18 protein-coding genes are annotated in these 19,759 nt (G+C 57.5%); 15 read left to right on the top strand and 3 right to left on the bottom strand.

Annotated elements, in window-relative coordinates; genetic code table 11:
• Positions 1 to 54: 54 nt before the first annotated feature.
• The 10 genes from P8935_RS09245 (at position 55) to P8935_RS09200 (ending at position 11,495) form a co-directional block, all read left to right on the top strand.
• On the top strand, positions 55 to 2,682 hold the full coding sequence (locus P8935_RS09245) for a DNA translocase FtsK (RefSeq protein WP_348264707.1): 2,628 nt from the start codon (positions 55 to 57) through the stop codon (positions 2,680 to 2,682).
• A 31-nt stretch (positions 2,683 to 2,713) separates the two neighbouring features.
• Positions 2,714 to 3,472 (top strand): response regulator, encoded by a 759-nt coding sequence (locus tag P8935_RS09240; protein WP_348264706.1) that lies wholly within the window; start codon positions 2,714 to 2,716, stop codon positions 3,470 to 3,472.
• A gap of 110 nt (positions 3,473 to 3,582) precedes the next feature.
• On the top strand, positions 3,583 to 4,251 hold the full coding sequence (locus P8935_RS09235) for a response regulator transcription factor (protein WP_348264705.1): 669 nt from the start codon (positions 3,583 to 3,585) through the stop codon (positions 4,249 to 4,251).
• 525 nt (positions 4,252 to 4,776) lie between these two features.
• Positions 4,777 to 5,271, top strand: coding sequence for a spore coat U domain-containing protein (locus P8935_RS09230; protein WP_348264704.1), 495 nt, complete (start codon positions 4,777 to 4,779; stop codon positions 5,269 to 5,271).
• A gap of 470 nt (positions 5,272 to 5,741) precedes the next feature.
• Positions 5,742 to 6,239 (top strand): spore coat U domain-containing protein, encoded by a 498-nt coding sequence (locus P8935_RS09225; protein ID WP_348264703.1) that lies wholly within the window; start codon positions 5,742 to 5,744, stop codon positions 6,237 to 6,239.
• 30 nt (positions 6,240 to 6,269) lie between these two features.
• Positions 6,270 to 7,010: a fimbria/pilus periplasmic chaperone gene (locus tag P8935_RS09220; RefSeq protein ID WP_348264702.1), complete on the top strand. Its 741-nt coding sequence runs from the start codon at positions 6,270 to 6,272 to the stop codon at positions 7,008 to 7,010.
• Entirely contained in the window at positions 6,994 to 9,417 is a 2,424-nt protein-coding gene (locus P8935_RS09215) for a fimbria/pilus outer membrane usher protein (protein WP_348264701.1), read from the top strand. Before P8935_RS09220 ends, P8935_RS09215 begins: the two co-directional genes overlap by 17 nt.
• Positions 9,414 to 10,235 (top strand): spore coat U domain-containing protein, encoded by an 822-nt coding sequence (locus P8935_RS09210; RefSeq protein WP_348264700.1) that lies wholly within the window; start codon positions 9,414 to 9,416, stop codon positions 10,233 to 10,235. Before P8935_RS09215 ends, P8935_RS09210 begins: the two co-directional genes overlap by 4 nt.
• Positions 10,236 to 10,611: 376 nt before the next feature.
• Positions 10,612 to 11,049, top strand: coding sequence for a DinB family protein (locus tag P8935_RS09205; protein ID WP_348264699.1), 438 nt, complete (start codon positions 10,612 to 10,614; stop codon positions 11,047 to 11,049).
• A 296-nt stretch (positions 11,050 to 11,345) separates the two neighbouring features.
• Positions 11,346 to 11,495, top strand: coding sequence for a hypothetical protein (locus P8935_RS09200; RefSeq protein WP_348264698.1), 150 nt, complete (start codon positions 11,346 to 11,348; stop codon positions 11,493 to 11,495).
• A gap of 348 nt (positions 11,496 to 11,843) precedes the next feature.
• Here the strand turns inward: P8935_RS09200 and P8935_RS09195 are convergent, their stop codons facing one another.
• Together P8935_RS09195 and P8935_RS09190 are read right to left on the bottom strand one after the other, a co-directional pair.
• The gene (locus tag P8935_RS09195; RefSeq protein WP_348264697.1) at positions 11,844 to 12,236 is read right to left on the bottom strand and encodes a DUF3037 domain-containing protein; all 393 of its coding nucleotides are present in this window, start codon (positions 12,234 to 12,236) and stop codon (positions 11,844 to 11,846) included.
• Positions 12,214 to 12,996 (bottom strand): HipA family kinase, encoded by a 783-nt coding sequence (locus tag P8935_RS09190; RefSeq protein ID WP_348264696.1) that lies wholly within the window; start codon positions 12,994 to 12,996, stop codon positions 12,214 to 12,216. The genes P8935_RS09195 and P8935_RS09190 overlap by 23 nt, the downstream gene beginning before the upstream one ends.
• An 84-nt stretch (positions 12,997 to 13,080) precedes the next feature.
• Here P8935_RS09190 and P8935_RS09185 point away from each other — a divergent pair, with 84 nt between their 5' ends.
• Together P8935_RS09185 and P8935_RS09180 are read left to right on the top strand one after the other, a co-directional pair.
• Positions 13,081 to 13,965 (top strand): NAD(P)-dependent oxidoreductase, encoded by an 885-nt coding sequence (locus tag P8935_RS09185; protein WP_348264695.1) that lies wholly within the window; start codon positions 13,081 to 13,083, stop codon positions 13,963 to 13,965.
• Between the two features lie 179 nt (positions 13,966 to 14,144).
• Positions 14,145 to 14,915 carry an SDR family NAD(P)-dependent oxidoreductase gene (locus tag P8935_RS09180; RefSeq protein ID WP_348264694.1) on the top strand — a complete coding sequence of 257 codons (771 nt, stop codon included), beginning with the start codon at positions 14,145 to 14,147 and terminating at the stop codon, positions 14,913 to 14,915.
• 191 nt (positions 14,916 to 15,106) lie between these two features.
• Here P8935_RS09180 and P8935_RS09175 read toward each other — a convergent pair whose 3' ends face one another.
• On the bottom strand, positions 15,107 to 15,334 hold the full coding sequence (locus P8935_RS09175; RefSeq protein ID WP_348264693.1) for a hypothetical protein: 228 nt from the start codon (positions 15,332 to 15,334) through the stop codon (positions 15,107 to 15,109).
• Positions 15,335 to 15,462: 128 nt separating this feature from the next.
• On the opposite strand from P8935_RS09175, the gene P8935_RS09170 reads away from it, so the two are divergent.
• The 3 genes from P8935_RS09170 to P8935_RS09160 all read left to right on the top strand — a co-directional run bounded on the left by P8935_RS09170 (position 15,463) and on the right by P8935_RS09160 (position 19,759).
• A complete protein-coding gene (locus P8935_RS09170) occupies positions 15,463 to 16,467 on the top strand; it encodes an NAD(P)-dependent alcohol dehydrogenase (RefSeq protein ID WP_348264692.1) in 1,005 nt (334 codons plus the stop codon).
• Positions 16,468 to 16,758: 291 nt separating this feature from the next.
• Positions 16,759 to 17,088, top strand: a complete 330-nt coding sequence (locus tag P8935_RS09165; protein ID WP_348264691.1) for a PadR family transcriptional regulator — start codon at positions 16,759 to 16,761, stop codon at positions 17,086 to 17,088.
• A gap of 1 nt (position 17,089) precedes the next feature.
• Positions 17,090 to 19,759 carry an ADOP family duplicated permease gene (locus tag P8935_RS09160; RefSeq protein ID WP_348264690.1) on the top strand — a complete coding sequence of 890 codons (2,670 nt, stop codon included), beginning with the start codon at positions 17,090 to 17,092 and terminating at the stop codon, positions 19,757 to 19,759.

The following is a 19,759-nucleotide window of genomic DNA, read 5'->3' as shown; positions in this document are numbered from 1 at the left end:
GCCGCTGGGGAATCCGATTGCGGCCGAGCCAGCCAGTGCGGAGGCGTCCCTTCGATGAAGCCGATTCCGATCATTCTGTCGCCGACGCGCAACCGGGCGCTCAACATGTTTCTCGGCCTGCTGTTGTCGCTCGTCTCCGTGCTTCTCTTCCTCGCGCTCGCCACCTATCACCCCGCCGATCCATCGATCAATACCGCTTCGGGCGCAGATCCCGCGCATGCCGTGCACAACTGGATCGGCCTGTTTGGCTCCTATCTGAGCGACGCTCTCTTCCAGTCCTTCGGCATCACGGTCTTCCTTTTTCCGCTGTGGATCGCAGGCCTCGGCTGGAGTTGGATCCGTTCGCGTTCAGGCGGCTCCGCCATTCTGCGCTGGATGGGCACCGCGCTCACCGTCATCTTCCTCCCCGCAGTGTTCGGATTGTTTCCCTGGCATTGGCACTGGATGCATGCCCTACCCATCGAAGGCGTAATGGGACGGGTGATCTCAGGAACGCTCGCCGTCTACCTCAATTCGCAGGGCGCGTGGCTGGTTGCAGCTGTATTTGCCGGTGCAGGCGTTTACTTTGCCTCCAACATCAACTTCTGGACGCTTAAAACCCAGATCGAAGATCGCTGGCTCAACCTCGTTGCCTGGCACGATCGCTATCAGAACTGGCGTGACGACCGAGCCGAGCGGAAACGCGAGTTGGAAGAGCGTTTCGTTGAAGAGACTCAGCCCGGTCCCGCGCAACGTCTCTTCTCAGGAGCCATCCCCGGCTCGCCTGAACCTCAAACTGAAGAACCTCCGCCGCCCCGCACCAGCCGTCTGGCAGCGCTGTTCGGCATGAAGAAGCGCGCCACCACTCCCGAGCCTGATCCGGTTGATGAAATTCCAGCCTTCCAGCGCGCCGCCAAAGCAGCCGAAGAGCCGATCGCCCCTCGACGCGCCAGCATTTGGGAGCGCACTGTTGCTGACGCCGCTTCGCCCGTTACTAAAGCAGTTCCCGCGAGTCCCGCAAAGCCTGACGCTCCCCATCCCGCTCCAGTTTCCGCCGTCCCGCCGGCGCCCGCACGCAGCGTCATTGAAATGCGGCTGCCCGCGCCGACAGCTCCGATTCCCGCATCCGCGCCGACGCCCTCACCGGTCGCACAAGGTCCGGCGCCTAACAGCATCGCCATCCACGAGCGCGCCGATGCCGAGGAACGTACCGTTACGGTAGCGCCCAAGCACGTCAGCGGATTCAAGCTTCCGCCCAGTACTCTGCTCAATTCCGGCTCCGGCCCGCAGGTTGTGCGCGAGGACGAACTCCGCGACGAAGCCCGCGTGCTGGTCGAAAAGTGCGCCGAATTCGATGTCACCGGCCAGGTCGTTCAGATCAACCCCGGCCCTATGGTCACCACCTACGAGTTCAAGCCCGAAGCCGGCGTGAAATACAGCCGCGTTACAGGCCTCGCAGAAGACCTCTGCCTCGCCATGCGCGCCGAAAGCATCCTCATCGAGCGTATGGCCGGTAAAAGCACAGTCGGCATCCAGGTTCCTAATCACGAGCGCGAAACCATCCACCTGCGCGACGTGCTTGAATCCGAAACCTTCGCCAAGGCCAAGTCGCGCCTCACCCTCGCTATGGGCAAAGACATTAACGGCCGCATCGTTACTGCCGATCTCGCGTCGATGCCCCACGTTCTCATCGCAGGATCTACCGGATCCGGCAAATCCGTCGCCATCAATGCGATGATCATGAGCCTGCTTTATCGCACCACGCCATCGCAGGTCCGGCTCATTCTCGTTGATCCCAAACGCGTAGAACTCGGCATGTACGAAGGGATTCCCCACCTCTTCACCCCGATCATTACGGAGCCAAAGCTGGCAGCAAACGCCCTGCGCAACGCCGTCCGCGAGATGGAGCGGCGCCTCAAGCTGCTCGCCAGCCGCAGCGTTCGCAACATCGACCAGTACAACAAGCTCTTCGACGGCGCCATGCCTTCGCTCTTCGACGACGGGCAGGAAGAACAGCCTCTGCCCTACATCGTCATCATCATCGACGAGCTCGCCGACCTCATGATGCTGGACCGCGCCAACGTCGAAGAATCCATCACCCGTCTTGCCCAGATGGCCCGCGCGGTCGGAATTCACCTGGTGCTTGCCACACAGAGGCCCAGCGTCGACGTCATTACCGGACTCATCAAGGCCAACGTTCCCACCCGCATCAGCTTCCGCCTGGCCACCAAGGTCGACTCCCGCACCATCCTCGACACCAACGGCGCTGAAGCCCTTCTGGGCCGTGGCGACATGCTCTTCCTGCCCCCGGGAACCAGCCGCTTGATGCGTCTCCACGCCCCCTACGTCAGCGAGAAGGAGACTGCCGCCGTAGTCGCATTCTGGAAAGATCAGGGCCAGGCCGAGTATGTCGAAGGCTTCCTCGAGGCGCCCCGCGACGAAAACAAGAGCATGGAAGGCTCCAGCAACGATGGAGACGACAACGACCCGATGTTCGACGACGCAGTACGTTTGGTTTTTGAATTTGGAAAAGCCTCTACTTCTTTGCTCCAACGTCGCCTTAGAATTGGCTATGGCCGCGCCGCCCATCTGATTGACCTGATGGAGCGTGACGGCCTGGTCGGCCAGGCTGATGGCTCCCGCCCGCGCGAACTGCTGAAAGCGCCAGGCTGGCTCCATGAAATCGGCGTCGCAGACGAATAAGACAAATCGACGAGCCAAAAGAAAGAGAAAAATGCTCGGCATAGGTGAAAAGAACGAACTTCCTACCATTCTCTTGGTTGACGACGACTTGGTTAGCCGGGAAGTGATCGCCACTGTCCTCACGCTGCACGGTCACATGGTGCACAGCGCGGAAGATGGAGATGAGGCTTTGCAGATGCTCCGAGCGGGCTCGGTAAGACCGGGACTGGTGTTGTTAGACACGCAGCTACCGGGACTGAGCGGGTCGGAACTGATCGCGAAGCTTCGACAGTTTGGCCAGGACGAAATCATTCTCATCAGCGGCACTACACCTTCCGACGAACTCATCGCTGCAGCGGATGGTTTTTTGCTGAAGCCGTTTGCGCCCGAGGACCTGCAAAAACTGCTCAACCAGCATAATCCAAAGATTGACCAGCCGGATGTCGCAGACGCTGAAGAGCTGGTGATTAATCCCACAACACTCGCCCAGTTTCGTCAGCTCATGACGGAGTCGACGGTCCGAGAAATCTACATCGCCGTCGTGACTGATCTCCACAAGCGCCTTGAAGCACTGGAAAAGGCAATTGCCACCGGTAATATTGACGAGGTCCGGCGTATCGGCCACGCGATCAAAGGCGGTTGCGGGATGGCCGGTTGTATGCAGGCAGCCCGCCTCGGAGCGATCTTCGAGACAAAAAGTGAAGGCGAGTCCGGGATTGACCAACTGGATAACTTCAAACGTGCATTACTAGAGTTGTATTCAGCTACCCAGAGGCTGGAGCGTATGCTTGAAAAGGAATTTCCTGCGTAGAGTTCGCTCGTCTTCGCTCACGTGCTGCAGGACTGGAAGTAAGTTTTTAAACGCGGGCGGCTTCGGTTGTCTGCAACAAATAGTCCGGCTTTCGGAGGTATAGGGCTCTCGTGGAACAACAACCGATCCGCATAGTATTGGCCGACGATCACCCTGTCGTGCGCATCGGCGTGCGCAATATGCTCAACGAGCGTGACGGCTTTGAAGTTGTAGGCGAAGCCGATGACGGCGATGAGGCGATCACCCAGACCCTGGAGAAGACACCCGACATCCTGCTTCTTGATGTTCAGATGCCGCGCCTTCCCGGCCTTGAAGCCATGCGCGCCATCATGAACGGCTCGCCCACCGTCAAGATCATCCTCCTTACCTCCACCATCACCACCCAGCAGATTATTGAGGCGCTGCACATCGGCGCCCGCGGCATCGTGTTAAAGGATGCCCTGGCAGGCGCATTGCACACTTCTATCCGCACAGTCTATGCCGGTGATTATTGGATCGGTGGGAAGCGCGTCGTCAACCTGGTATCCGCACTGCACGAGCTCATGCGCCAGGCCCAGCCCCCGCAGCGGAAGACCTACGGCCTGACTCCGCGCGAACTCGACGTGGTCGGCTGCATTGTTGAAGGCTGCAGCAATCGCGATATTGCCAAGCAGTTCACCCTCAGCGAAGAAACCGTGAAGCGCCACCTGTCTAACATCTTCGACAAAACCGGCGTCTCCACTCGTCTTGAGTTGGCCCTGTTCGCGATAGCCCATCAGCTAGTCACGCCACAACAGTAAAAGCGACAGGCGTATCTCGGAAGCGAAGGAACCGTCGAAGATCCGTACGGGACAAGTTGCCTTCGATGGAAACTCGCGCCTGCCCGCAGGAGTTCTCATCCTGAGCAGCGCAGTCGAAGGAACTTCGGTTGCCGTTTTCCGGAATTCAAAGAAAACCGGGGATACTTCCGAGTTACCGACATTCGGCAAAGTAGCTCGATTGCCGTCGTTGAGATCCATTTGAGCTGGATACCACTGACGGTGCCGAGATGCTGGTAAAGGACCGCACGCAGTAGGCACACTGATGTACGAAACAGCGCGATTACATTCTCAAAAAGCTTGAGCTATCGTGGATGAGAATCTACCCATAAATGGAGGAGTATTCCGGACTCACCTCAAATGATGGCACCTTACCTAATGTCGAGATGGCAGATTCGCACCGCAGTAACGGCGAGGCTCGCTCGCTTGCCCCGCACGAAGTAAGCTTCTTGCGAAACTTGCCGATTGGGTCTTACGTGATGCTTTTTGCGCAAAGGAGCAATCGGTATGTCTGCGAGACACGCGTTATCTGTTTTGGTTTCGTGTTTCTTGGTATTCAACCTGGCCCCTGAGTGCGCGGAAGCCGCGACGGCTACCACGTCGTTAGGTGTTTCCGCCACGGTTCAGGCCACCTGCGTGGTTTCTGCATCTTCGATGAACTTTGGAGCTTATACGGGTGCAGCCCTTAGCGCAACTTCCGCCATATCCGTTAACTGCACAAACTCCACTCCCTACAACGTAGGTCTTAGCGCTGGTTTGGCCCCTGGCGCCACGGTCAATAATCGATTGATGGTTGGCCCAGGCCCCGCTCTGCTCTCTTACGCGCTCTCTTCAAATTCGAAAGGCATTGTAAATTGGGGCAAGACTGTGGGCGCCGACACGATTGCTGGAACAGGGAACGGAACACCGCAGGCGCTCTCTGTGTACGGCCAGATTCCAGCGGGACAGTTCATCACGACAGGCGCTTACTCTGACACCATAGCCGTCACTGTTATCTACTAACCCGCAATTGCTTAAACAGCAAACGAGGCAGGCCCCGAGCAAATACGCTTTCGTTCTATGCATGAAGAGCAACCTGCATATGCAGAGTGCATTGCATGACCTCGCGAAACCTAAGTAACCTCTTTATCTACACTAGTAGCGTATAACTAATAAGATTCACTGGTATATTCCTGACTGTTGCTTAGCAAGAGCTTTTGAATACAATCCTCTTTCACGCTATTGCAATTTTCTCGGCATGAATTCGCCGAGGAACACATCACCCTAAAAACTCATCGTTCATCCGCGTCGCGCATTACGAACGCGTGAGGAGAACCTTTGTTATCTGGCGGCAAATGAACACTGAATTGTTATGAACCGCAACAATCAAGATTCGTAATCTGCCGATTCAGCCAACGGCTGATCCTGTTTGACCCCGTGTCAAGCAGCCTTAAACCTCAATCGTCAACAAGCTTCTTTTAGGAGTCATTGCAATGAAGTTTTCCAATCTGATTAAGAGCATCGCAACAACCGTCGCAATTGGTGCTCTAACGATGGGCCTCGCGCCGACATCTTTTGCCGCCACCGCCACCGCCAACATGAGCGTCAATGCAACCGTGAATGCGAATTGCATTATCTCTACGAACGCACTCGCCTTCGCGGCATACACGGGCGCGGTTGACAATGCTACGACCACCATTTCGGTCACCTGCACAAATACCACTCCGTACAATGTTGGACTTGATCAAGGCAAGACATCCGGTGCAACCGTACTGACCCGTCAGATGCTGAATGGCGCTGCCACTCTGAATTATGCATTGTTCTCGAATTCCGGAATGACCACGAATTGGGGCAACTCCACTGGCAGCTGGGTGGGTGGAACTGGAAGCGGAGCAGCCCAGACGCTCACGGTCTATGGCCAAATCGCTGCCAACCAATATGTAACGCCAGGTTCGTACACCGACACAATCATCGCCACGGTCAACTACTAACCTTATCCGCATTCAAATACCGGGGCAGTCATGATCTTGTGCCACCGCATCGCAGTTGCCGAAGCGCTGGCCGCCATTCTCGTACTCGCGACGAGTTTGGCGGCTGGGGCGCAGGTATTATCGGTTCAACCTGTGAACATTTTTCTGGCGCCTGGTCAGAGCGCTACAACCTTAACGGTGACCAACCAGGGCGCCAGCAAAACAGCTGTTCAGATTCGTGCGTACGCCTGGAGTCAGCATGGGGATGACGATAAGTTGGCAGCCTCAGAACAAGTAGTAGTGAGCCCGCCGATCGCCATGATTGATCCAGGATCCAGCCAAGTAGTGCGACTCATTCTGCGCCTGCCGCCACTCGGTAACGACCCGGAAGCCACCTATCGAATTTTGGTCGACCAAATTCCGCCCCCGGCGGAACCAGGAATTGTGCACGTCGTGTTGCGTCTGTCGATTCCGATTTTCGCGCTGCCGCCGACTCGGACATTTCCCAATGTTCAGTTTCACGTCGAAGTCAATGCGGGGCAGATCTATCTAACAGGGATGAACACTGGTCTCCGCCATGAATCGATACGCGAAATTGAACTGTCAACGCAGGATGGTCGCAAGTTCAAATCTGCGCCGGGCCTGTCTCCGTATATTCTCGCCGGCGTAACCCGGCGCTGGAACATTATTGCGCAGGGTTCTCTGCCGCAGCCCGGCGAAATCTTGCATTTGACCGCGCAAGGGATCGCCGGGGCTATCGAAGAGCAGGTCAGAGTTGTTTCGAAGCAATGATCACAACGATCACAGAGCCATCGGAGCGGCACGGCTCAGCTTGATCGGACTTCTCGCTCTCTTGCTGCTGATTATGCCTCTATCGTCTGTAGCCGACGATAAATCTGAGAGCGGGGTAACCGACGGAGTACCCAGCCCTAATTCGGACGAGACACTGCTTCTGGACGTTCAAATCAATGGTCAATCCATCGGGAAGGTCGGTGAGTTCATATTGCGCCGCGGTAAGTTGATGGCGCGACCCGATGAGTTGCGCGATCTCGGCTTTCTGGTTCCCACGGCGTCCGGATCGAAGCCCGGCGGTCTCATTACCTTATCCGACATACCTGGCTTGATTTGGAGCCTCGATCTCAAAAATCTGGAACTGCACATAACCGTCAGCGAAAGGCACTTGATGCCGACGGTATTGCAGCCCAGTGGAAGAAGTGCGCGTTCCGAGCATCGGGAGATCGAAAGCGGCACTGGGATGACGTTGAACTATGATGCGGTTGGTTCATTTTCGAGGGGCGCGGCAGGCGGCACAGGTTCGCTGGATGTGCGAGCCTTTTCGCCCTTGGGTATCGCAAGTTCTGACTGGCTGGGCTATGCGGGCGCGACGAGTGGCACCCATGGCTCAAACACAGTAACACGGCTTGATTCTGCCTACACCTTCGCTGACGTCAATTCGCTGCGTCGCTATAACCTTGGCGACTTCATCTCTGGCGGCCTCTCATGGACGCGCCCGTTTCACCTTGGGGGGGCGCAAATTAACTCAGACTTCAGCATGCGGCCGGATCTCATCACGTTTCCACTGCCCACAATCTCCGGATCTACCGCCGTTCCTTCGACCGTCGATATATTGGCAGACGGCAACTTGATGGTTGCCAGTCAGGTAGGTGCCGGACCATTCGAGGTGCCACAACTCCCTGTCGTGTCTGGCGCGGGGACAATCTCAATGACCGTGACCAATGCACTCGGGCAACAAGTAACGTTGACCCAGCCTTTCTATGCCAGTTCCGCTCTTCTCGCTCCCGGATTACAAACCTTCGCTGTGCAATCCGGACTTGTGCGCCGCAACTGGGGCAGCCTCAGCAACGACTATGGAAAGGTTGCGGGAAATGCCATCTATCGTCGCGGTCTGACCTCGAAATTCACCGTTGAGGGAACCGTAGAAGGTACTCAAGGAACGTTCTTGTCAGGCGCAGGAGGAGTGGTGCAGATCGGCAATCTCGGCGCGCTCAACTTCGCCGGATCCGCCAGCGCCGCTTCAGCACGTATCGGGGACCAACTTTCGCTAGGCGCACAGCGGATCGGCAGGGTTTTTAGCTTGGGCGGCTCAGCGATAGTGGCCGACAAGAATTATCGGGATGTAGCTTCGATCAACGGCGATGGCGTACCTAGAAAGCAGCTCAGCGCGTTTTCAAGTCTCTATCTCAGGAAATTTGGCTCGCTGGGCGCAGCCTATGCCGGAATCGATAAGGATGCGGCACCCAATACCGGCCAACAAGGCAGCCTGACAGCCGAGCATTCGCATGTTGTCTCGGCAAGCTACTCCCGACAAATGCATCGTGTCTCGGTCTTCGTGACAGGGTTTGACAACCTTGCCGGCACCGGCAGCAACGGTGTGCAATTTGGTGTGACCCTCCCGTTTGGCAGGCGGAGCTCCGTCAGCATGAGTGCGAGCTCCGACGGAAGCGGACAAGTCCAGGCACAAAAGTCCGCGGCGTTGATTGGCGAGTGGGGTTACGACGCATACGTTTCAGCCGGTAATTCCAACCACGAATTCGGCCAGGTCCAATATAAGTCACCGGTAGGCCTATTCACTGCGGGAGTCGACCACAGCGCCGGTACAACCACGATGCGCATCGAATCCCAGGGCGCACTCTCGTGGGTCGACAAAGGTTTGTTCCCGTCCAATACCATCTATGACAGCTTTGCCATTGTCGATACCAAACCAGTTCCGCACGTCCATGTCCTCCAAGAGAACCGCGCCGTAGGCAGGACTAGCTCCTCATGCCGCCTGCTCGTACCGGATATGCGTTCTTTCGATCTCAATCACATTGCGATCACGCCCACGGACATCCCGCCGGACGTTAAGATCGACGTTGCTGCCCGCGAGATGCGACCCCAGGATCGCTCCGGCGTCGTTGTCAGATTCCCAGTGATCGTCAATCACGCCGCGCTGCTGCAAATAGTAGATGCAGGTGGGCACCCTTTGCCTCTTGGAACATCCGTCACTCTCCTTGCAACGGGTGCCGTCTTCCCCGTCGGATACGATGGCGCCGCATATGTTGAAAGCCTGGCCTCGCATAATGAGCTTGCCGTCGAGCGCGAGAATGGGCGTCAATGCGCCGTCACCTTCGACTACAAGCCAATCGTCGGCGAAATCCCATCGATTGGACCATTGCGTTGCCTTGAGAAGAGACCATGATGCGGAGACTCGAACTGACCTTGTTCTTGATCGTAGCCTGTTCGTCCCAAAGGGCCGCTGCGCAAACGGGCTGCACGCTATCCATCACGACATTGAATTTTGGCGTGTACAACGCCGCTCTTCTAAATGGGACAGCCACCGGCACGGTAATATGCGCCGGCTCATGGAACATTCCACTCAATGCTGGAACCGGCGCGGGCGCCACTGAAACTATTCGGAAAATGACTGGTCCCGGGGGCGCGGAACTCAGCTATGAGTTGTTTACCAATGCCGCACGCACCACGAATTGGGGCAATACCACGGGTAACGAGGCGACAGGTACCGGCAACGCGACGATCACCGTTTATGGCCAGATTCCTGCTGGCCAGTATTTCGCCCAGGGAACCTATTCGGATACAGTCTCGTCCGCAACTGAATCGTTCACCGTTACTGTACAAATCCAAGCCACGTGCACGATTGCGGCGAACCCTCTCAATTTTGGCGCTTACTCTGGAGCGTCGCTGGATGCCTCAACCAGCCTCTCTGTCTCTTGCACAAAAGCTGCCGCATACAACGTCGGCCTCAGCGCTGGAGCTGCACCCGGCGCCACTGTGACCAACCGCAGCATGACCGGCCCCGCCGCTTCACTTTTGAGCTACAAGCTTTTCAGCAACTCCGGATACTCCACTAACTGGGGCAACACTGTCGGTACTGATACACTACTCGGCGTCGGAACCGGAGTCGCTCAGTCTCTCACGGTTTACGGACAGATTCCAGCTGGACAATGGGTCCGACCAGGGAGTTATTCCGATACAATCACCGCCACCCTTACCTACTGACTCGCCGCTTTAAACAGCCATGTCCGCCTCGTACAGCGTTCGTCTTCGCCATCTCAGAACTCCGAGTAGCGAGTGACCGGCCATAGTCGCTTTGAGGTTATTTTCTTGCGAGTGTCCCAATTGCCGACAACTCGCCCACGGAAACGAAAATGCCCGTTTAAACTGCAGCGGATTTGGCAAAAGTTCGAGATTGGCAACTGTTCGATCTCTCGCTTAACATCAAGCCTCCGCTACGCAGATAAATCAGAAAGGACACATCTCCATGAACAAGCCGTCGACACACGCGTTATGCAGTAAACCTCGCCGTTTAGCAATTCGAGCATTGATTCCGGCCATTTGTTTGTTCATTGCGCTTCCTGTCTCTGCCCAGTCGACTATGCAATCGATCATCGTGAAACATCTGACGACATCGCGAGACTTTACTCTAAAGGTGGCCGAAGCCATGCCGGCTGAAGATTACGGATTCAAATTAACTGCTCCGCAGATGTCCTTTGCAGAGCAGTTGGTCCATCTTTCCCAGGGACTCACATACTTCCTTGCGCCGTTCTCAGAAGAAAAGCCGAATCCTGCAAAGCCAAAATCAGAGTCGAAAGAGGATGTGATCGCCTTTGTGCGGCAGTCATTCGATGATGCCATCACCAAGGTGAAAGCACTCACGCCTGAACAGATGGCAAAGACATACAAGAACGAGGGGGGAGAGGGCTCGGGAACAGAGTTTTTACTGGGCATGCTCGACCATACGACACATCATCGAGCGTCGGCTGAAATGTACCTGCGCGCCAAGGGAGTCACCCCGCCTGAGTATCAGTTTTGAGGCGAAACACGCGAGACCGTGACCTGATCAGCAGGCAAATCTTGCGAAGTTCCGAGTAGGCGGCTATACGGCCAGATGGCTCAAGTCGAGCAGTTTCGAATCGATTACTTATGCAACGGTGCAGACGCTCCGAAGAGAGACGATCACCGCGGTATGTCGCTCCTCTTCGCTTGGCAACGTGATCGGCACCATACCCGTAGGCATTTTGGCCCGCCGTTTCGGATTGCAGAAATTGTTGCTCTTCTGCTTCATTGCGTCGCCGCCTCGTGTCGATCTTCCGCACGGCGGTGGCATCAATGCCCGCACAAATCGGCCTTGCGCTCATCGCAGGGATGGCGTGGAGTTGCTGGCCGGTTTGCTTTGCTCCTGCCGTTGCCAGTCTGACAACCGAAAGCAATCGTGCGTTCGCATTCAGCATTGTGTTTGCCACGGGACTCGGAACCTGAACACTTGCGGGTCTGGTCGGCGGCTCAATCCCACAGATGCTCTTCCGCATTCACGGAGTCCGTCACTTATGGATCTTCAGCCGGCGTAGCTGATGATGCAATCGTCTCGTCAAATGCTTTCAATAGCACAGACGGTCGCGGCCTCTGATCGAGTCAGTCACTCAACCATCCCTGGAACTTGCGCCCGCAACCTCGCGCTCTTGAAGTCCGTCGCAAATTTGACTTCATGCCAAAGCGCCCATTTGCGTCACCCGAGTCGATCAGTGTTTCTCAGGCAGATGCCCGTAGAACCGCCTACTCGGAAGTATCAAAAAACAGGGATGCTCGCCAGTCGCTCTCAAAGTTCACTCAGCCGCACACATCTAAAAACTGCTTGGCCAGCCGATCTAGCAATGCATCCGTCCCATCGCAGACGCCCGTGTGCACCGGCGACGGCTGGATGATCGTGCTGCGCGGGGAAATGATCCAGTGAAAGCGCTCTCGTTGCGAAAGCTTCGCAATCGGCCCCGCCGCCGGATCGCCCTCGCAAATCCGCCGCACGGCCTCCAGATGCTCTCGTGCAAGCTCTACATCAGCATGCGGCCATAGAGCCTTCAGCCTTTCCGCATCCAGATGAATCCTCGCGGCAAGAAACTTCTTCTCCAGGCAGAACGCCACAACCCCAGCGTTGATGAACTCCTGCCGCTCCACGCGCGGCACCACGCGCAGAATCGCGTAATCAAACGAGGCGGGTCTGGGCACGGATCGCCTCCTCTTCAAAAATCGACGAAGTCTCGAGCCGCCGCGTGAAGAACTCCAGATATCCCGCACGCCTCTCAGCGGCATCCACACTGCCCGGAATAGTCTCGAGCCATGCATCGGGTATCAGCTCAACAATTCCGCTCAAAACCGGCTCCGTCAGACGTTCATGCGCCATCTTCGCTGCCTGCGCAATCTCCGTCGCCCACGGCAGCAGGATGTGCTGCTCGATCTCGACAAAGGGCGCGGCAATCTTCTTTTCGCGCGATGGCCAGTCGTGATGAAAGAACAGCGCTGCTCCGTGATCGATCGGGTACAACTTGCGATGCCATACCAGCAGGTTCGCATTGCGCGGCGTACGATCGATGTTCTGCGTGTAGGCGTCAAACCACACCATCATCGAAGCCTCATCGGCCGGAGCCTTATCCCGCGCCGCCGGATCGAACATGGTTGAACCCGGCAGATAATCGAGCGCTAAATTGATTCCCGTGCTCGCTTTCAGCAATTGTCGAATCTCGTAGTCCGGCTCATTGCGTCCCAGCGCCGCGTCAATCTCCATCAGCACGATCTCAGGCACGCGCAACCCCAGTGCGCGCCCGATCTCGCCCGCCAATAGTTCGGCAATCAGAGCCAGAATCCCTTGCCCCGCACCTCTGAACTTCACCACGTACAGGCCTAGGTCATCGGCCTCGACAATCGCAGGCAGAGAACCGCCTTCGCGGAGCGGAACAACATAACGCGTCGCCATGGCCGTTCGCAGCATCGAAGTTCCAGTCTATCGTGCGTCCCGTGCAGCACTTGCAGTTGCACCGCACTCCAGTGACAAGATAGTGAAGGAGTTGGAAAAATGAAAATTGGATTTTTGGGACTCGGCAAGATGGGATCAGCTATGGCGCTGCGCCTGCTTGCTGCGGGCCACGAATTGTCAGTGTGGAATAGAACCGAAGGACGAACAGAGCCTCTGGCGCGCGAAGGCGCAATCGTAGCAGGAACCCCGGCGGAAGCTGAGCTCGGCGCCGACGTCGTGATCACGATGCTCTTCGATGACCATGCGCACGAAGAAGTTCTCTTTGGCTCGAACGGATTGATGGAAGCACTGACACCCTCCACTCTGCACATTTCATGCAGCACCATTAGCGTTGCCCTATCCGAGCGCCTAACCGCGGAACACGCACGACGCGGCATTCCCTTCGTTGCCGCCCCTGTCTTTGGCCGCCCAAACGTCGCCGAAGAGGGTCGTCTCTGGATCGTCATGGCCGGCTCGGATACCGCGATGGCCAAAGCTCGTCCTGTGCTTGCGCCACTTTCCCGCGGTATCTCCGTCATCGGGCCGGAACCCCGCCAGGCCCACGCCCTCAAACTTGGCGGCAACTTCCTCATCAGCACCATGATTCAGTCGCTCAGCGAGGCCTTCGTTTTCGCAAAGTCTCAAGATATTAACCCCGCTGTCTTCCTTGACGCTGTGAACAGCGCACTTTTTCAGTCGCCTTTCTATGCCGCCTACGGCAATGTAATGCTGAATCCGCCCGAACATGCCGGAGCCAGCATCGATCTCGGGGCGAAGGACACGCGGCTGCTCCGCCAAGCCGCCGCCAGCCGCAATACCCGCCTCAGCCTCGCCGATAATCTCGCCGAAATCTTTGAGCAGGCCAAACAAGCAGGCCTCGCAGATCAGGACTGGGCCGTTGGCCAATACCGCATTGCCCAACTCCGTGGCTTATTGAATCCGTGAGAACATTAACCGTCGTCCTGAAAGAAGCGGTTCGAGGCCGATACACGACGTCGCATATGGGGTGGGAGGCGCGAAGTGCCTGCTTTGGCTTGCGTCGATTCACCATAAAATTGCGCCGATTCGCACTGCCCGTAACAGCCGTCACCACCGCCCACGGCAGAATTCGCTAGGATATTTTTATGAGCCTTAAAGGGAAGATTGTCTTCATCACTGGAGCCAGCGCCGGAATTGGCGCGGCCACTGCTCTAGCCTTCGCCGCTGAAGGAGCCCGCCTCCTTCTCGCCGCCCGCCGCGCCGGCCGTCTCGCCGAAGTTGCATCTCGCGCCCTGGAGAAAGGTGCTCCCTCTGTCCACTCCATCGACCTCGATGTGCGCGACCATCGCGCCGTGCAGAACGCCATCGACGGCCTTCCGCCTGAGTGGTCGGAGATCGACATCCTCGTCAATAACGCCGGACTGAGCCGCGGCCTCGACAAAATTTATATGGGCAAGATCGAAGACTGGGACGAGATGATCGACACCAACGTGAAGGGCTTGCTGTACGTCACCCGCTCCGTAGTCCCAGGAATGGTCGTGCGCGGCCGCGGCCACGTCATCAGCTTAGGCTCAACCGCCGGCGAACTCGCCTATCCGAATGGCGCGGTCTATTGCGGTACTAAAGCAGCAGAGCGTCTGATCAACGACGGCCTCCGCCAGGATGTGCTTGGATCTCTTATTCGCGTTACCAGCGTAGATCCCGGCATGGTCGAGACCGATTTCAGCCTCGTTCGTTTCCGCGGCGACACTGAGCGCGCTGCCAAGGTCTACAAAGGCGTTCAACCACTCACGCCCGAGGACGTGGCCGAAGTGATAGTTTGGGCCGCCAGCCGTCCCGCCCACGTCAACATCGCGCGCGTCCTGCTAACCCCCGTCCAGCAGGCGAACTCGATCCTCTTCCACCGCAACGAGTAGCCGGGAGCAGCACACTTCCCATCATTCGCGCCAACTTCCGCAAGCCCGATCAATCAATTGATACACAGAGCAGTTTCATCCCGAGCGAAGCAGCTTTGGGGCCCCGTGGACATGCAATGTCCATGGGGTAAGCGGAGCGAAGGATCTGCTGTTGCTTTATCGCAGCTGACCGCAGATCGATGAAACGGCCACTACTCCAGCGCTGAAATCTGTGCTTCAATCTCCGACAACGCCGCCGCCAGCGCTGTCCGCCGCGCCGGGTTCGATGTCCGCTGCGAAAGAATGTTCTCGCGTTGAAGGTTCAATGCCTGTTTGCGTCGTTCGCTCGCTGCACGCTGGTCGGCGGCTACTCGCCGTTCTGCTTCAGTCATCAGGGCCTCACCGGGACGCGGGGGCTTTTCCTCGGGGACGCTTGCCATCTGCTCTTCCACCGATTTACTTTCCCATCCGCGCGCCATATCTTCATTTTACGGGCGCATGCAAATATTCGTACCGCGAGGGCACGCATCCAACCACATTTGCAGCGTTCATCTTTGGAGATTCCTCTATGCGCGTCGCTCAGATTCCTTCGTTTGGCATTGATTCCCTTGAGCTTGTAGATCGCCCCACGCCGCAGCCAGGCCCTGGCGAAGTTCTCATTAAAATTCGTGCGGTCTCGCTGAATTACCGCGATCTGATGATGGTGAAGGGGGCCTACAACCCCAAACTGAAGCTGCCACGCATCCCGTGTTCCGACGGCGCTGGAGAAGTCGCCGCGGTCGGTGAAGGCGTCAAAGCATGGAAGCCCGGAGATCGCGTTTGCGGCACCTTCTTTCAGAATTGGCTCGACGGAGCGCCGACTCCCGCAAAGGTCAAAGGCGCACTCGGCGGTGACATCGATGGCATGTTGGCGGAGTATGTCCTGCTCAAGGAAAACGGCATCGTCTCATTTCCCGAACACCTCAGCTACGAAGAGGCGGCCACGCTTCCCTGCGCAGCTCTTACCGCTTGGCGCGCCATTGCGGCCGCCGACCTCCAGCCCAACTCCACGGTTCTTATTCAAGGCACTGGCGGCGTCTCCATCTTTGCCCTGCAATTTGCAAAGCTCAAGGGGGTCCGCATACTCGGAATCTCCTCGAGCGACGCCAAACTGCAGCGTGCAAGTTCGCTCGGTCTCGACAAGGGACTTGATTATGGCGAGACCTCCGAGTGGGATCGCTGGGTTATGGAACAGACCAACGGAGAAGGCGCTGATCTCGTCGTCGAAGTTGGCGGAGTGGGCACTCTCCCGCGTTCGCTCCGTGCTGTAAAGATGGGCGGTGTCATTGCGCAGATCGGAGTGCTCTCGGGCCCTGCCGAAGCCATCCCCATTCCGATGATTCTGCACAAGCAGGTCCGTATCCAGGGAATCTATGTCGGCTCACGCCAGTACTTCGAAGAAATGAACAAGGCCATCGCATCTGCGAACCTGCGCCCTGTATTCGAGAGTCGCGATTGGACAGAAGCGAGAGAAGCCTTCCGCGAAATGGAATCCGCTACTCACTTCGGCAAGTTGGTTTTGCGGGTGCAGTAGAAATTTGAACGAGTTCATTGGGAAGACGGGAAAGCAGCGATCGGCATTCACAGTAAGCATCATGGAATTCCGCAACGGCAAGGTGGTGCACGAGACACAATATTTCGCAGATCCTTTCGACGCGCCCGCCTGGCGAAGCCAATGGGTCCAACAGATCCACTGACAGCGAAATGAGTCACCTCGTTTGCTGACGTGATGGACAATTCGCGCAATTGGTTTGCGATGAGCGCGTCGGCCTAAATCTACTTGCTTGACATTGATACTTAGATATCTATATAAAGACATCTAAGTATGGCAAAGACCGACGCTCTGCAAGGTTCGCTGGATTTATTGGTGCTGAAAATATTGTCGCGGCGCCCGCGACTCCACGGCTACACCATCATGGCGGCTATCGCCAACACATCCGGCGAGGTGCTGCGCGCAGAGGAAGGTTCGCTCTACCCTGCACTCTATCGGATGGAAGAAGCAGGCTGGATTCGCGCGGAGTGGATCAAGAACGACACCGGTCGCCGCGCTCGTGTTTACGAACTGACCGACGCCGGCAAAAAACAGCTGGGCATTGAAGAGTCGCGCTGGCAGTCAGTCAGCCTGGCCATCAATCGGGTTCTCCGGGAGGCATGACATGTCGTTATGGTCGCGTATTTCTAATGCCGTGCGCGGAGAGCGCTTGAACCGCGAGATCGACGAAGAGCTGCAGTTGCATATTGATGAAGCGATTGCTTCAGGACGCGATCCGAAGGAAGCGTATCGCGCATTCGGCTCGACGCTGCGGACCCGCGAGGCAAGTCACAGCATTCGTGCCGCCGGTTGGCTTGAGTCGGTTCTTGCCGATGTACGTTTCGGCTGGCGGCAGCTCTGCCGCAATAAGCTCACATCCGCTGCCGCTGTGCTTTCGCTCGCCCTCGGCATCGGCTCCTGTGTCGGCGCTTTCCGCCTTATCGATGCCTTGCTGTGGCGGCCGCTACCTATTTCCGGTTCCAGCAATCTCTACGTCCTTTCCCGCAAGATGACCGGTTTATACGGCAGGCCTGTTGAGGATGACCACTGGGCTACACCAGAGTTCAAACTAATGCGCGATGCCGTCAAGGACCAGGCCGAGCTGATTGCCATTAGCGACGCAGACCGCACTGACATCACCTGGGCAACCAGCGGGTCCACCGACGACGCCATCGAGAAGGCTCACGTCGTTTATGTCTCCGGCAACATGTTCCCGGTCTTCGGCCTTGAGCCTGCGCTCGGTCGCCTTCTTATCCCCGCTGACGATCGCGGACCCGGCACCAGTCCCTATGCGGTCCTCTCCTGGGACTATTGGAATCATCGCTTCGGCCGCGATCCCCATGTCCTCGGCCGCTCGCTCCATGTAGGCGACCAGAACTTCGAAATCATCGGCGTCGGTCCTCACGATTTCACTGGAACCGAAACGGGAACTGTCACCGACATCTTTCTGCCCCTCAGCATGAACGGGATGGCCAGCGAGGAAAGAGCTGACTGGCACCACATCTTCCTGATGCTGAAACCCGGCGCGAACGCGGCAACCACACTCGAGCCAATGCGGCAACACCTCACCGCTGTCAACCGTGCGTTCGGTAGCGCATGTTCCACGTGTTACCGCGGCGAGACCAAAGATTCTGTCGAACGCTTTCTCAATCAAACGCTCGTCTTCAATTCCGCTGGCGCGGGCATCTCCGATCTCCAGAAGGAATATCGTCGGTTACTCAGCGTCCTCGGCCTCATGGTTGCTCTGGTCCTCATCATCGCCTGCGTCAACGTGGCCAACATGATGACCGCCCAAGCGGCTGCTCGCGCCCAGGAGATGGCGCTGCGAATCTCGATAGGCGCCGGCCGGCGTCGCCTCGTCCAGCTCATCCTCGCGCAGAGCGCGCTGCTCGCCTTGCTGGCTTCCGCTCTTGGTGCATTCTTTGCGGCATGGTCAGCGCCCTTTGTGCTCAGCCTGGTGAATCCGCCTGACAACCCGGCGCGCCTCGCCCTTTCTGCCGACTGGCGTGTGCTACTCTTCGGCTTCGGACTCATCATCTTGGTCGTCCTGGTGCTTGGCTTGCTTCCTGCTCTGCGTGTCTCTGCCGTCAGGCCGGTTGCGGCGCTCAAGGGTAGTGAAGATCCGCACTCGCCGCGCCGTCTCATGCATGGAGCCATTGCTCTCCAGGTCGCTTTCTGCTGCCTCGTCCTTTTTCTGTCTTCGCTTTTTGTCACGTCCTTTGAACGCCTGCAGAACCGTCCCCTGGGATTCTCCACCGACCGACTGCTGCTGCTTGAAACCGTTGCCGGCAAAGGCCAGCTCCCCGTCGTCTGGAATCAAACCGCGGAGGCGCTTCGCGCCGCTCCGGGTGTGGACTCGGTCGCCATCTCGGGCTGGCCACTGCTTGGACGCATCAAAATCAACAGCGAAATCTCCATCAACGGCGCGCCGCCCAGTCCGACTCCAGCATTTTTCCTGAATGTGTCTCCCGGCTGGCTCGCGACGATGAAGATCCCCGTGATTTCGGGCCGCGACTTTAGCGCTGATGACGTCTCGCCTGGAGCAGCCATCGTAAACGAAACTTTTGCCAGGACATTCTTTCCCGGACAAGATCCCATTGGCCGCACATTTGAACGCGGCGCCAATCAGCCTCTTAACAAGATCATCGGTGTCACCCCTGACATTCCGGACCACGATTTGCGCGAGCCCAACCGCGCCGTCTTCTATGCCCCCTTCAACGCAATCGATGACAAATCCTCTCCCAGTGCCATTAGCTTCGCCACCTTCATCATTCACACCGGCGGCCAAAACCCGCTTGCCCTCGCTAACTCTCTCCGACAGCTCATCGCGCAGCGCAACAATGGACTTCGCGTCTCGAACATCACCACGCAGCTCGATCTGGTCCGCGACCAGACTATTCGCGAACGCATGATCGCTACGCTCGCCGGATTCTTTGCGGTTGTCGCGCTGCTGCTCGCCGGAATCGGACTCTACGCTGTGCTCAACTACTCCGTCCTCCAGCGTCGCCGCGAGATCGGTATTCGCATGGCGATTGGCTCGACACGGGCAGGCATCGTGCGGCTGGTGACTCTCGATGTCTTCCTGATGATCGCGCTCGGAGGTTGCGCCGGCGTCGCGCTCGGATTCGGCGCGGCGCGCTATGTCGCGTCGCTTTTCTACCAGGTGAAAGCAACCGACGCGGATATGATCGCGTTGCCGGCGTGTGCCATTCTGCTGACTGCGCTCTTTGCGACGCTTCCTGCCGTGCTTCGGGCACTGCGCACAGACCCCACCGAGATCCTGCGAGCGGAGTGA

It is taken from the genome of Telmatobacter sp. DSM 110680 (genome assembly GCF_039994875.1).
Lineage (GTDB): Bacteria > Acidobacteriota > Terriglobia > Terriglobales > Acidobacteriaceae > Telmatobacter.
This window is presented reverse-complemented; position numbering and strand designations above follow the sequence as displayed.